The organism is Ferruginibacter albus, assembly GCF_020042285.1.
GTDB lineage: Bacteria > Bacteroidota > Bacteroidia > Chitinophagales > Chitinophagaceae > Ferruginibacter > Ferruginibacter albus.
The window spans coordinates 1007812-1021776 of sequence record NZ_CP083388.1; the positions used below are offsets into that span (position 1 = coordinate 1007812).

The window sequence follows — 13965 nt, forward strand, 5'->3', positions numbered from 1 at the left end:
TAAAAGTCGGCTTCTTATTTTATACTTGTACAAATATTAAATTCATTACTTGTTTTTCCTTTTCAGGTATTCTTCGAACTCATTTAGTCCAAAGCTGCTCAAATTATTTTCTTTTGTCACCATTGCTTTTTGTGCAGCCAATACTCCGTACTTAATATCATCAAATCCTGTAATTTCATGAGCGTCGGGATCAATAGAAATTAATACTCCCTTTTCCAAGGCATAATCAATGTATTTCCAATCAATATCCAAACGGCTTGGGTGAGCATTTAGTTCGACAGCAACATGGTTAGCGGCACAGGCATCAATTATCTTTTTATGATCGACAGGATATCCTTTACGGCTCAATAATAACCTTCCCGTTAAATGACCCAAAATAGTAGAATAGGGGTTTTCAATAGCATTCAACAAACGCATCATTGCTTTGTCTTCTGTCATTTTTAAATTGCTGTGTACAGAAATAATTACCAGGTCGAAGGTAGAAAGTACAGAATTACTATAATCCAGGCTGCCGTCATTCAGGATATCGCACTCAATACTCTTGAAAATTTTGAAGGGAGCGAGTTTTGCATTTAGCTCATCAATATAATGATGCTGTTCTTTGATCCTTTCCTCGTTTAAACCTTTTGCATAAAAAGCGCTTTTGCTATGATCGCTTAATACTAAATACTCGAATCCTTTTGCAATACAGGCATTTGCCATTTCTTCCACCGTATTGCTGCCATCGCTCCAATTACTATGGCTATGAATGATTCCTTTAATGTCTGAGGTTTGAATTAATGTAGGGATAGAAAAATGTTTTGCTTTTTCGATCACCTTGATGTTTTCTCTTAAATAAGCTTCTACGTATTGAATGTTTGCCTGTTCAAAAAAGGATCTGTCAGTATCATCCTTTCCATTTAATTTAAAATTAACTGCAGGGAAATTTGTTTTAAATCCATCAATAAAATCAAAGCTGCCGGTCGTAAAAAACAAACTTTCATCTCTGTTGTCACTTGCATAAAAACGAAGCTTTAATCCGTTCGTTAATTTATATAGAAGTGTATTTTCTTTTTCTTCCAATAACTCAGGGGGATTTGCACTGATCATTTTTTGTTTAATAACATCAATGGATGCTGTTATAACAAATTCCAATTCATCGATCGTTAATTCCTGTCTTCTATAGGCACCGGTTACTCTAACTGCATCAGCAGAAAATAATTTTTCTAAATAATTTTTTATTTGAAAAAAAACGATTTCTACCTGCGCAAATAAGAAAGTTCCCTGGTTGCGTAAATAAAATTCAATATTTTCTTTTACGTTCAATTGTGTTTTTTCACCAAAGCCTTTGTACAATTTCAACCTGTTTTCTTCACAGGCATATAACAATTCACCAATTGTTTCGATCTCCATTTCTTTCCAGATCAATGAAATTTTCTTCGGGCCAATACCTTTTATGTTCAACATTTCAATAACACCTGTTGGCGTTTTTGAGATCATTTCTTTTAAAGCGATCAGCTCACCTGTTTCTAATAATTCAATTATTTTTTTTCCCGTCGATTCACCAATACCTTTTAATGTAAAGATCTTATCGTGTGGCGTATCGCTTAATTGTAAAGGCAGTTGTTCTATGTTGAAAGCCGCACTGGCGTAGGATTTGGCTTTAAAGCTGTTTTCGCCGTGTATATCCATTAATTTAGAAAGAAGAGAGAAGTTTTCTGCAATTGCGTAGTTGTCCATTCATCAAAATTAGAAAATAGTAAGAGTGAGATGAAATAAAAAAGTCCCGGTTTTTACACCGGAACTTTCTTAATTATTCTTTCTTAATTTAGAAGCTTACTTCTTTTTAGCAGCTTTCTTTGCAGCTTTTTTAGGAGCAGCTTTTTTAGCGGCTTTTTTAGGAGCGGCTTTTTTTGCAGCCTTTTTTGGAGCAGCTTTTTTAGCGGCTTTTTTTGCAGTTGCCATGTTTTTAAAATTTAATGGTTAGTAAATAATACTTAAAAGTAAAAACATTTTTTAAACTACCAAAAAAAATATTAATATTTTTTTAAGCAGTCGCTTCTGCAGGATTAACAGAAATAAAATTTTTATCTCCTTTTCCCTTTTTAAATTCAACAATACCATCGGTTAAAGCGAACAATGTAAAGTCTTTTCCTACACCAACATTTTTACCGGGATGATAAACGGTGCCACGTTGACGAACGATGATGTTACCAGATACTACCGGTTGTCCGCCAAAAATTTTTACACCTAATCTTTTACTTTGTGAATCACGGCCGTTCTTTACCGAGCCTTCACCTTTTTTATGTGCCATCTTTAATAAAGTTTATTAGTTGTTTGTTTATTTGTTTACCGGTTTAAAATAAAAGTTTATTAATAAACTAATAAACCATTAAACCAATAGACTAAGCTATGTCAGTTACTTTGATCTGTGTGTATTGAGTACGATGACCATGCTTTTTACGAAAGCCTTTTCTTCTTTTCATTTTAAAAGCAATTACTTTATCGCCTTTAATAAGGTCATTTACAATTTCAGCTTTTACAATGGCTGTAACTTTATCACCGGAAGTAACACTTCCTGCATTATCAGTTAAAAGCACTTCTGAAAACTCAACTTTGTCGCCGGTTTTACCTTCAATATGAGGTACATACAAGCTGTCGCCTGCTTTAACTTTAAATTGCTGACCGGCTATTTTTACTACTGCTAACATAATTTCCCGAATTTAGGACGGCAAAGGTAGGGCTTTTTACCTGAAGTTTACTAATAAATATAGAATAATTTTAGACTGCCGTTTTACCATGTAAAAGGTCAACAACTGGTTTGGGTACCGGCAGCTTGCCAATTTATAAAAACAGCTATTTTCACGCTTAGTTATGCGGTATTTCAATCTTTATATTCGTTATTTGGTAAGGGCTGTAAGCTGTTTGTTCAGTATTTACGCACTGGCTACTTTCATTATAGGGGTAATCATTGTATTTCCTTTTGCGCTTATTTTTTCTTTTTTAGGAAAAGATAGGGGTGGAAATATTATATATGTTATAGGTAGGGGCTGGACGGATTTGTCTTTTTTGCTTTGGGGTATCTGGCATAAAAATATTTACGAAGCGTCACATGATAGAAAACGCCAATATGTTTTTGTAGTGAATCATATTTCTTACATGGATATTCCGGCGATAATGAAAACGGTAAGAAGACAACGATTAAGAGTATTGGGCAAGGTTGAGCCAAGCAAGATCCCCATATTTGGATCTATTTATAAAGATGCAGTGGTAATGGTTGATCGGAGCACCAACGAAAGCAGAATAAACAGTATTAAAGAATTAATGTCTGTTATTCATAACGGTACATCCATTTTGATCTTTCCTGAAGGCACCTTTAACGAAACACATCAACCTTTAATTCCCTTTTTTGATGGGGCTTTCAGAATTGCGATCGAAACACAAACGCCGGTAAAACCGTTATTATTTTTAGATACTTACAAAAGATTAAATTATAGAAGTTTTTTTTCATTAATGCCGGGAAGATGCCGTGCTGTTTATTTAGAAGAAGTGCCTGTTGAAGGTTTAACTTTAAATGATCTGCCGATGTTAAAAGAAAAAGTATATCGGATAATGCAAGAGAAACTAATTTCGTATAAAGCGGAATGGATAAAACAAGATGACAGAAAGCGAGACACTACTATTCAATAATTCCAATGCAATGTGGGCAGAAATAATTCTTCCGTTAGCATTGCCCAATACTTATACTTACGCTGTTCCATTACATTTTCAACCTATTATCAAAAAGGGATGCAGGGTAGAGGTTGTTTTAGGTAAAAATAAACGCTATGCAGGAATAGTAAAGTCCATAAGTCATAAGGCTCCTCCTTATCAAACAAAAGATATCTTAAATGTATTGGACGAAACTCCAATGCTCTATCCACAACAATTACAATTATGGAATTGGATAAGTAATTATTACATGTGCAGCGAAGGAGAAGTAATGGCAGCAGCTCTACCTGCGCATTTTAAATTGAGCAGTGAAACTATTTTATTGTTGAATGAAGAGTATGGAGATGATTTTTCGGGATTGGACGATGAAGAATATATTGTTGCAGAAGCTTTGCTGATAAAAAAGCAACTGAACTTAACTGAAGTACAGCAATTGCTGGATATAACGCATGTATATCCTGTGATAAAAAAACTCATCGATAAAAAGGTTTGCATTGTTTGGGAATCGTTGAGCGAACGATATAAGACAAAAAAGGAAAATTTTATTTTATTGAATCCTCAGTATGATAATGAAGATGCACTGGCTGATCTGATGAATAATTGGAGTAAGGCGCCAAAGCAATTAGAATTATTATTAAGCTATTTGCATCTAACAAAAACTCATGGTGAAGTAACACAACCGGAATTGTTGAAAAAGTCGGGTGCAACTGCAGCGCAGTTAAAAGGATTGACAGATAAAAATATTTTGCTGATAGAAAGGAGAAGTATTGATAGAATTAAAACGCTGCCAAGAGCACTTGATATAAATTTTAATTTAAGTGATGCTCAGCAAAAAGCATTGGATTCGATACGGGAAAGCTTTACTAGTACGAATGTTTCTTTACTGCATGGAGTAACCAGCAGCGGTAAAACTCAACTTTATATTAAGCTGATAGAAGAATATTATACGCAGGGTAAGCAAGTATTGTACCTGCTTCCTGAAATTGCATTAACGGCGCAGATCATACGAAGACTGCAATTGCATTTTGGTGGAAACATTGCCATTTATCATTCTAAATTCAATGATAATGAAAGAGTAGAACTTTGGAATAAAATAAAAACCGGGGAGATACGAATTGTTCTGGGAGCCCGCAGCGGTTTATTCCTGCCTTTTAAAAATTTAGGATTGATCATAGTAGATGAAGAGCATGACTCATCTTTTAAGCAACAAGACCCTGCCCCTCGTTACCATGCAAGAGATTCCGCTATTTATTATGCCTCGTTATTTGATGCAAAGGTTTTATTGGGAAGCGCTACTCCTTCATTAGAAAGCTATTTCAATGCTAAGAAAGGAAAGTATGGTTTAATAGAATTAACTGAACGTTACGGAGGTGTTCATTTGCCCTTAATAGAAATTGTAGATACAAAAAAAGTAGCGCAGAAAGGAAAAGTAATGATATCGCCGCAATTAAAAGAAGCCATTGAAAAAACGGTGGAACAAAATAAGCAGGTGATCTTATTCCAAAATCGCAGAGGCTATTCTCCTTATTTGATTTGCGGAACCTGCGGCTATATTCCTCAATGTAAAAATTGCGATGTTACGTTAACGCTGCATAAGTATTCCAATAAATTGCATTGCCATTATTGCGGAACCACTTATCCTAAATTAGTTGAATGTCCTGCATGCGGTACGGTAAATTGGAATGAGAAAAATTTCGGCACAGAAAAAATTGAAGAATTGATCGAAGATGAATTGCCAAAAGTAAAAGTGGCCAGAATGGATGTGGATTCGGTTAGAGGTAAATCTGCACATGATAATTTGATCAAATTATTTGAACAGCAACGAATAGATGTTCTGGTAGGAACGCAAATGGTGGTAAAAGGATTGGATTTTGAGAAAGTGAGCCTGGTAGGCGTTTTAGATGCTGATGGATTATTAAGCTTTGCTGATTTTCGGGTAAATGAGAGAGGTTTTCAATTAATGGAGCAGGTTAGTGGGAGAGCTGGTCGTAAGGAGGAGCAAGGAAAGGTATTGATACAGGCAAGTAATGTAAAACATCCTGTTTTGCATTTTGTACAGGAGCATGATTATAAAAAAATGTATGAATTTGAGATAGAAAACCGCAAGCAATTTTTCTATCCGCCGTTCAGCCGCCTTATTCATATATCTTTAAAACATAAAAGCAAAGAAGTGGTAGAAGAAGCGGCGAATAAATTGGGAGATGCCCTGCATAAAGATCTCAAAGATTTTGTTGTTGGCCCGGCTGCACCAGTAGTGAATCGCATTCGCAATCAATACCTAATGGAATTATTGATAAAGTTGCCTTTAGACAGCCAGTTAATTAATAATTACAAACAATTGATTCGTAACCATTTTAATTTGCTGTTGGCTGATAAAAAATTCAGGGGAGTGGCAATGATCGCTGATGTGGACGCTGTTTAATTAATATTTAAAAATTGAGAATTAAAAATGAATATAAGCGAAGACATTTCCCTCAAAAAGTATAATACGTTTGGAATTAATGTAACAGCTAAATATTTTTCAGCATTTAGCACTGTTGAAGAATTGGATGGATTATTCGGTCATTCGCCATCTACCACTCATCATTCTCCGTTAATTATCGGCGGCGGCAGTAATATTTTATTCACTAAAAACTTTGATGGACTTGTTTTAAAGAATGAAATAAAAGGAATTGAAAAAGTTAAGGAAGATCATCAGTATGAATATATAAAAGCAGGAGCAGGAGAGGCGTGGCATTACTTGGTAATGTATTGTGTAGAAAATAACCTGGGAGGTATTGAAAACCTTTCATTGATACCCGGCAATGTAGGTGCTTCGCCTATGCAAAACATTGGGGCGTATGGAGTGGAGATAAAAGATGTTTTTCATTCGCTGGAGGCATATCATAAAAAAGAAAAGAGAATTGTTACATTCAATTTAAATGATTGTGAGTTTGGTTATCGTGAAAGTGTTTTTAAACGAAGATTCAAAGACGAGTTTGTGATATTGAATGTAACTTATCGCTTAACTAAAATTCCGATGTTCAATATTTCTTACGGAGCAATTGAAAAGGAATTGGAAGCAATGAATGTAAAGGAATTAAGTATAAGAAGTATATCACAAGCTGTTATCAATATTCGCAGCAGCAAATTACCGGATCCGGCGATAATTGGTAATGCCGGTAGTTTTTTTAAAAACCCAACCATTTCAAATAGTCAATTTCAAATGCTACATTCCAAATTTCCCACTATTATTGGCTACACTCAACCGGGAGAAAAAGTAAAGTTAGCTGCAGGCTGGTTAATTGAGCAATGCGGCTGGAAAGGTTTTCGTTCCGGTGATACGGGTTGTTACGACAAACAAGCGTTGGTATTGGTTAATTATGGCAATGCAACAGGAAAACAAGTCTTTGATCTAAGCGAAGACATCTTACAAAGTGTAAAAGAAAAATTTGATGTTGAATTAGAAAGAGAAGTGAATATTGTTTAATCAAAATCCCCTTCATCAAAACCTTCTTCTTCACTAAATGATTGAGTTCCTAAATTCAGCATACTTCCCATCAGGTCTTTAAACTCAATTTTTCCGTCTAATATTCTTTTGCTGATCAAAGAATGAGCAGCCAATCCATGTAATACAAACTCCATTAGTAAAGCGCTTTCTTTTTCACTTGGAGCTTTAAAATATTTTTTTACCAAAGCATGCAAACCATCTACTTTATATAATAATTGAATTTTATCTGCATCTTTTGTTTCTAAAAATGTATTCAGATGGTTGCCTGCATCAAACCAGCGGGTAATGGCTTTGTAGGGATTTTCTTCCGGCGCTTGTCCTTTGCCTCTTTTCTTTTTTAATTCATCCGGGTTAGGAAAATATAAACTGAATTGTGTACGAATGGCTTTTTCTAATAAATTCAATGCAACCTGGTAAGGACCTTCCTGCTCACCTTCATAAACCAATTCGATCTTTCCGGTAATAGATGGAATAATGCCCACCAGATCACTTATCCAAACCTGTGTTTCTTTTTCATTATTCATAATAGCTCTTCGTTCAGCAGCACTAACCAAATTTTCATAAGCCGCAATAGTAAGCCTTGCGCTCACACCGCTTTTCTTATCAACCAGCTCACTGCCTCTTGCTTCAAATGCAACCTGTTCAATCAAGCGTTTTACAAGATCGCTGATCTTTACTTTTTGTAACTGCTCTGCAGAAATACTTGCTTCCTGTTCGGTTATAGCCAATGATGTTTCCAAAGTTTTTGGATAATGTGTCAATATCTGGCTTTCGATCCTGTCTTTTAACGGGGTAACAATACTTCCACGATTGGTATAGTCTTCGGGGTTGGCAGTGAACACGAACATAACGTCTAGGGGTAAACGTAGTTTAAACCCACGAATCTGAAGATCTCCTTCTTCTAAAATATTAAATAAAGAAACCTGTATTCTTGCCTGCAGATCTGGCAATTCGTTAATTACAAAAATGCTGCGATTGCTACGTGGAATAATGCCATAATGCAATACACGTTCATCAGCGAAGCTTAATTTTAAATTGGCGGCTTTTATGGGATCAATATCGCCGATAAGATCAGCGACACTAACATCAGGCGTAGCCAATTTTTCGCCATAGCGCTGACTTCTATGCAGCCAATCAATCGGAGTAGAGTCTCCTTTTTCTGCAATCAGGTCTGTAGCATATTTTGAAATCGGTTGTAACGGATCATCATTGATCTCGCTTCCTGCAACAATAGGAATATATTCATCCAGCAGATCGATCATTTGCCTTGCCATTCTTGTTTTTGCTTGCCCACGTAAGCCTAAAAACAAAATATTATGTTTAGATAATAAAGCTCTTTCTGTATCAGGGATCACCGAATCTTCGTAACCCAAAATTCCGGGGAAAGGATTTTCTTTTTTCTGGATTTTTTTTATCAGATTTTGGCGAAGTTCTTCTTTAATGCTTTTAGAAACATATCCGCTCTTCTTTAGCTCACCAAGTGTTTTAATATTATTCATTCTTTATTTTTAGTTAATCAACTTTAGTAATTTTATTGAACATAGTTGTGTCACTCACTTGTACAGAAATAGCATTATTCAACTAATAAACCGTCTTCCTTTTTCCGCTTTCAAAATCTTTAAAGATAAATGAACCGAGTTTATCCAGCGATGCAAAGAAAGCTTTACCGTTATTGGTTTCTGTAAATTCCTGTACAAATCGTTGCAAATAAGGATCGCTGGCGATCATGAACGTAGTGATGGGGATCTTTAGTTTTTTACATTGCGTTGCCAGGCTCATACAACGATTCAATATTTTCCTGTCAACACCCCAACTGTTTTTATAATAACGACCACCAACTTTTAAGCAAGTGGGTTTGCCATCTGTTATCATAAATATTTGTTTGTTGGGATTTCTTCTTCTACGTAAAATATCCATCGCCAATTCCAAGCCTGCAACAGTATTGGTATGGTAAGGTCCAACTTGTAAATACGGAAGGTCTTTTATTTCTATTGTCCATGCGTCATCTCCAAATACAACTATATCCAATGTGTCTTTCGGGTATTTTGTCTGGATCAATTCGCTCAACGCCATTGCTACTTTTTTAGCAGGAGTAATTCTATCCTCACCATATAAGATCATGCTGTGTGAAATATCGATCATCAGCACAGTAGAAGTTTGCGTTTTAAAATCAGTTTCCCGGATTTCCAGGTCGTCTTCATGTAAAGAGAAACTTTCTACACCATGATTGATCTGTGCATTACGAATGGAAGAAGTGAAATCGATCTGTTCTAATGTATCACCGAAAATGTAAGGACGTGTTTCGGGATTTATCTCATCACCATTACCCGGCTTGAACGTTTGATGATTGCCTTGTTTTGTCTTCTTTAATTTTCCGAAAATTTCTTCCAGACTTTTTCTACGGATCCCTTGCTCTGTTTTAGGAGTAATTTTTATTTCGCCGTTTTGTTTGTTCTCATCTATATATCCATTTTTCTTTAAGTCTTCAAAGAAATCACCCATGCCATATTCATCGTCAGTTAAATTATACTCCTTATCCAATTCATTCATCCATTGCATAGCTTCGCCTGCATCGCCATTGGTATATGCGAGCATTTTCAAAAAAATGTCGAGCAATTGCTCAAACTTTGATTTGCCTTGCTGGCTGGGATCGTATTTTGAAAAATTATAGCCTATCATATCTACTACAATTTACGAAACATTTAATGGAAACGGTTTGTTCAAATATCAAATAAAAAACCGCAGATGAACTGCGGTTGTAAATTTTATTTTTCCATTACATAGAACAAATCAAAACAGTTTTCGTTCACATCATCTACATAATAATCATCCATTTTAATGCCGGATGTAAGTGAGGTATTATTCGTCAGGATCTTTTTGCGATTGTATCTGTTTAATATGTCGTAAGGTATTTGCAGCATCCATCGTGGTAAACGGTACTGCAAATTGAAAATATCAAAACGGGTTATCTTACGAACACCTGCTTTGTTCTTTTCGTAATATTCCATTACTGTTGAGTTTCCAAATACGCCTTTTGTAATAACACTTTTAAAAACTTTAGCGCATAGATTTTTTAATTCATTCGGAAAATATTCTCTTACATGCCACGGGTTGCGTGTTATTGACATCGGTTTATTAGGCGTGGTAACGATCAGCTTTCCGCCTGGTTTTAAAATGCGATGCGCTTCCCGTAAAAACAACAGATCGTTTTGTACATGTTCAATTACCTGGAAAGTAATAACAACATCAAAAGAATCGGATGGCACATTACTCATTGGCGGAAACACCGTTTGTTGAAATTCCAAATTGGGATATTGGGATAGATCAACATTGGGGGGATACTTATCCAGCGCTACGTATTTTTTTACAAGCGGATATAAAAGATTAATAGCATATCCTTCGCCGGAACCAATCTCACAAATTTCGCTCCCGGGTGGTATAAAATCCGTTGCTTTATGATAAGCCAATATCGAGCGCTGAAAAACATAATTATCCGAAGGATCCATACCTGAAACACGCTCGGCTGTTTGTAATGAGCTCATTAATTATTTTTTTTCGTTGTATCTTTTGAAACAGCAGCTGGTTGGGCAGGTACACCTTTATAGTGCTGTTCCATTTGCTTGATCATATTTAATAATCCCTGCGCCTGTTGATTGTCTTGCGTAAATACATCCGCATCATCACCCAGGCTGCTATAATAAGCAACTTGTTGTTCCAGGTCTTTTTGAACAGAAGCTTTTACTTTATCAGCCAAAGTGAAATCACCTGCTTTATAACAGGCTTCCAAAAACTGTATGGAAAAATAATCCTGCTGCTGAAAACGTGATACCATTCCATAAGGGAAGTTTTCCTGCAACATGTTTTTATCACATCTTTCCAATAGGTTTTTAGCATCGTCTTTTCTACCGGCATCGGCAAGATCCGAAGCTATATTAGCATAAGTAAAACGAATAGAGTTTAGGTGACGACGGTTTTCTTCATCATAATAAACACCTGGCTTATCGCAATTACCAAAAGCAAATTTTTTCATTAATTTATCATAAGCCCAATTGCGGTTAACACCCGGATTTGCCACAGGCACCAAACGATAGGTCAGTCCATCCTGTCTTAAAAATTGATCAAAACCAAGTCCAACACTTTGTTGCGTAAAGCAGATGGGGCGTTTCCATTTATTGCCTGCGATCATATTCAATATCGCCGCATCATTTTTATAAAGAGCACCTTTGGAAGTTTCGAATCGTAGTTCCGTTAATACACTGTCATCGGCATTTACTGTTCCATTGCTGCGTACGAAATTAACATCAACAGGGATAGAGAATTTTTTAGTAGGATAAACATTTAATACGTTTCCGTCTCTTCCCGTTTGTGTTTTGGAAGGATCATCACTTCCTGCATAATCATGCATTACTGTGTATAGATCCATGTATTGGTTTGGATCAATACCGCTTATAGGTGAATAAACGATCGCATCTCTTGTAGGGCCTTGTATTTGATCTGCTGTCCAGATAGGATCAATAGGATCGCTTTGATTGATCTTATAGCGCAACTCATTTATGTACCAATCTGTACCTAATAAGCTTTGGTTGATCACACGAACATCTCTGCGGATACCTTCAACCTCCTGGGCATACCACAGAGGATAGGTATCATTATCCCCATAAGAAACTAATATCGCATTAGACGGACAACTTTCTAAATAATCAATTGCCAGGTCTCTTGCAATGGTTTTATTACTACGGTCATGGTCGTCCCATTCCTGCATTCCCATAATTACAGGAACAGCCAATATACAAACAACAGCCGCGGCATAGCCGGATGCTGCTCCCTTTATGAACTTTGAGAATAACTCTTTGACATACAGCACCCCCAAACCGATCCATATGGCATAAGCATAGAAAGCACCTACGACGGCATAATCTCGCTCACGTGGCTGGTTCATGGCAGGATTGAGGTAAATAAGAATGGCAATACCTGTGAAGAAGAAAAGTAATCCTACTACCAATGCATCTTTTTTGTCTCTCTTAACATGATAAAAGATACCCAAAATACCTAGTATTAACGGTAACGCATACATGTTGTTATTGGATTTATTTTTCTTCAAACTTTCCGGTAACATATCCTGGTTACCCAAACGGGCATTATCCCAGAATGTGATACCTGTTTTCCAGTTGCCATCGCGTACATTGTTCATTAGAATACCTTGTATGTCATCTTGTTTGCCGGCAAAATTCCACATGAAATAGCGCCAGAACATCCAGCCGGTTTGGTATTGAACAAAGAAACTGATATTTTCACCCATGGTTGGTTTGCGGGTCCATTCTCCTGTTTTCGGATCTCGTGTTATGCCGCAGAATCCTGCATAGTAGTCAGCATGGCTTTGATCGTTGCTTTGATCCCACATGCGCGGGAATATGTGCATATCTTCATCAGCGTAAACATATTTTACGCTTCTGCCATTTTTAATGTAGTTATCTTTTCCTTTAACATAGGTCTCGGTTACGTCTGAGCTAATAGGCTCTGCAGTAAAATCCTGCCCATAAAGAATAGGCCAATCACCATATTGCTCACGACTTAAATATCCTACCAAACTAACAGGATTGTCTACGTTAAACATATCAATAGCCACATCTGCTTTGCTTCGGATAAGTGTAGTAAAGTAACTGGTATAGCCCAATAACATAAATGAGAAGATCCATAAACCCAGCTTTAAAAAATTCCAATTTTTCTTATTGGCAATACGCATAGCGTATATAATAACTGCAGTTAATAAAATAAAGAAGAAGGCAAAGCCACTGAAGAATGGCAAGCCAAAACTGTTCACAAATAAGATGTCAAAATCGCCGGCCCAATTGATTGTCCATTGTAATACTGCTTTTTGAACAGTGCCTGTTATTACACATCCAATTATAAATGCCAGTACAATTCCCCAGGTAGTTACATTGTAGCGTTTATAATAATAGATCATTACAATGGCAGGGATCGTTAACAGGTTCAATAAGTGAACACCAATTGATAAGCCCATTAAATAAAATATCAGGATCAACCAACGATCTGCTTTTGTAAACTTACCGTTGATACCTGCTTTTTGTTCTTCTGTAACAGCATTTTCCCATTTTAATATTGCCCAAAACACAATGGCTGTAAAGAAAGAGGACATCGCATATACTTCACTTTCTACAGCGCTGTACCAAAATGAATCGCAGAAGGCATAAGCAAAAGCACCCACAACACCTGCAGCCATTATGATAAATGTTTGCTCGCCGGTAGGAGTTTCATTATTGCTCGTTAATATTTTCTTTGCAAAATGTGTAATGCTCCAGAATAAAAACAAAATAGTAAAGGCACTTGCCAAAGCGCTTGATGTATTTAACCCGATAATAGCTTTATGAGGGTTGCTGATAAATGCCATGAACAAACGTCCAATGATCACGAAAAGCGGTGCCCCGGGTGGATGGGGGATCTGTAGCTTATAAGCACTGGAAGCAAATTCTCCGCAATCCCAAAAACTGCCGGTAGCTTCCATTGTCATTAAATAAATAAGAGAGGCAAGAATCAACACTACCAAGCCGGTAATGTTGTTAATACGTTTGTAATTCATATATCGTTGATTAATAGGTGGGCAAATATAGTTAGTTTGTGCGTTTATGAGGGTAGTTTATAGTTTTTTTAATGTTATTGGAAATAAGACATAATTCTATTGCCGGGCAGGCAATAAGATGAAAAGGAGCTTTCATTTTTTTAGGGTAATGATTTCTAACGATTTTCCATCTTTTCTGCAATGAAAA

At 36.3% G+C, this 13965-nt stretch carries 11 protein-coding genes; 3 read left to right on the forward strand and 8 right to left on the reverse strand.

Annotated elements, in window-relative coordinates; all coding sequences use genetic code 11:
• Nucleotides 1–45: 45 nt before the first annotated feature.
• The 4 genes from K9M53_RS04485 to rplU all read right to left on the reverse strand — a co-directional run bounded on the left by K9M53_RS04485 (nt 46) and on the right by rplU (nt 2690).
• Nucleotides 46–1719: a DNA polymerase/3'-5' exonuclease PolX gene (locus K9M53_RS04485; protein ID WP_224018416.1), complete on the reverse strand. Its 1674-nt coding sequence runs from the start codon at nt 1717–1719 to the stop codon at nt 46–48.
• A gap of 96 nt (nt 1720–1815) precedes the next feature.
• On the reverse strand, nt 1816–1944 hold the full coding sequence (locus tag K9M53_RS16085; protein WP_255415860.1) for a hypothetical protein: 129 nt from the start codon (nt 1942–1944) through the stop codon (nt 1816–1818).
• Nucleotides 1945–2026: 82 nt separating this feature from the next.
• Nucleotides 2027–2293, reverse strand: a complete 267-nt coding sequence (gene rpmA / locus K9M53_RS04490) for a 50S ribosomal protein L27 (protein WP_224018417.1) — start codon at nt 2291–2293, stop codon at nt 2027–2029.
• 91 nt (nt 2294–2384) lie between these two features.
• Nucleotides 2385–2690 (reverse strand): 50S ribosomal protein L21, encoded by a 306-nt coding sequence (gene rplU / locus K9M53_RS04495; protein ID WP_224018418.1) that lies wholly within the window; start codon nt 2688–2690, stop codon nt 2385–2387.
• A 163-nt stretch (nt 2691–2853) separates the two neighbouring features.
• On the opposite strand from rplU, the gene K9M53_RS04500 reads away from it, so the two are divergent.
• Genes K9M53_RS04500 through murB form a run of 3 tightly spaced genes read left to right on the forward strand, consistent with a single transcriptional unit; the run spans nt 2854 to nt 7159 of the window.
• Nucleotides 2854–3669 carry a lysophospholipid acyltransferase family protein gene (locus K9M53_RS04500; RefSeq protein WP_224018419.1) on the forward strand — a complete coding sequence of 272 codons (816 nt, stop codon included), beginning with the start codon at nt 2854–2856 and terminating at the stop codon, nt 3667–3669.
• The gene (gene priA, locus K9M53_RS04505) at nt 3638–6112 is read left to right on the forward strand and encodes a replication restart helicase PriA (protein ID WP_224018421.1); all 2475 of its coding nucleotides are present in this window, start codon (nt 3638–3640) and stop codon (nt 6110–6112) included. The genes K9M53_RS04500 and priA overlap by 32 nt, the downstream gene beginning before the upstream one ends.
• 27 nt (nt 6113–6139) lie before the next feature.
• The gene (murB, locus tag K9M53_RS04510; RefSeq protein WP_224018423.1) at nt 6140–7159 is read left to right on the forward strand and encodes a UDP-N-acetylmuramate dehydrogenase; all 1020 of its coding nucleotides are present in this window, start codon (nt 6140–6142) and stop codon (nt 7157–7159) included.
• Here murB and K9M53_RS04515 read toward each other — a convergent pair.
• The 4 genes from K9M53_RS04515 to K9M53_RS04530 all read right to left on the reverse strand — a co-directional run bounded on the left by K9M53_RS04515 (nt 7156) and on the right by K9M53_RS04530 (nt 13778).
• A complete protein-coding gene (locus K9M53_RS04515) occupies nt 7156–8679 on the reverse strand; it encodes an AAA family ATPase (protein ID WP_224018425.1) in 1524 nt (507 codons plus the stop codon). The two genes, murB and K9M53_RS04515, sit on opposite strands and share 4 nt — an antisense overlap.
• Nucleotides 8680–8761: 82 nt before the next feature.
• Complete coding sequence (locus tag K9M53_RS04520) at nt 8762–9859, reverse strand: vWA domain-containing protein (RefSeq protein ID WP_224018427.1); 1098 nt, start codon at nt 9857–9859, stop codon at nt 8762–8764.
• Between the two features lie 86 nt (nt 9860–9945).
• Nucleotides 9946–10722 carry a class I SAM-dependent methyltransferase gene (locus K9M53_RS04525; protein WP_224018429.1) on the reverse strand — a complete coding sequence of 259 codons (777 nt, stop codon included), beginning with the start codon at nt 10720–10722 and terminating at the stop codon, nt 9946–9948.
• Complete coding sequence (locus tag K9M53_RS04530; protein ID WP_224018431.1) at nt 10722–13778, reverse strand: glycosyltransferase family 117 protein; 3057 nt, start codon at nt 13776–13778, stop codon at nt 10722–10724. The genes K9M53_RS04525 and K9M53_RS04530 overlap by 1 nt, the downstream gene beginning before the upstream one ends.
• Nucleotides 13779–13965: the final 187 nt, after the last annotated feature.